The sequence below is a fragment of the Psychrobacter sp. 1U2 genome, assembly GCF_051847575.1.
The window spans coordinates 1-503 of the sequence record NZ_JBPYDC010001897.1; the positions used below are offsets into that span (position 1 = coordinate 1).

Annotated in this window: 1 pseudogene; it reads right to left on the minus strand. The window is 40.6% G+C overall.

The annotated features are described in order from the left end of the window. Positions 1-124: 124 nt before the first annotated feature. Positions 125-503: pseudogene (locus ACS8FD_RS25010) on the minus strand (methyltransferase domain-containing protein); the annotation flags it as partial.

Sequence of the window (503 nt, forward strand, 5' to 3'; positions counted from 1 at the left end):
TATTCAAGTTTTTGAAAATGGTAGAATCGATACAAATTGATAAATCGTTAAATGAAAAAACGCATCCTTCGGGGTGCGTTTTTTTATGACCATGATTTTAGTGTTACTACTGTATATTATAAGGTTATGGTCTAAAAGCACTCACGATCAGTACTTCATAAGTCAAGCTGACACAAGGCTGGCCCTCTTCATCTGTTGCCGAAAAATGCTGCCAATAGTCTCGCTCAAATTGTTGCAAACGCGCTTTTGTCCACTTAAAAGGTTGAGCGTTGACTGATTGCGTTTGGTTGGTCGACACTCCTGTCAGTTTCATGTGTTTTAATACTGCATAAGGGGTTGTAAACAGTAGATCAAAACGCTGAGTTGATAGTACGACTCTCTCAAAGCCAGCATGAGTTAATGCTAGCTGCCACTCGCTCGTTTCTGGATAGTGAAGCCCTTGGTTGGTGAGCGTCTTGATTTGCAAAAAGTTATTGGCGTTAAAAGTGCTAAACAGCAACTGG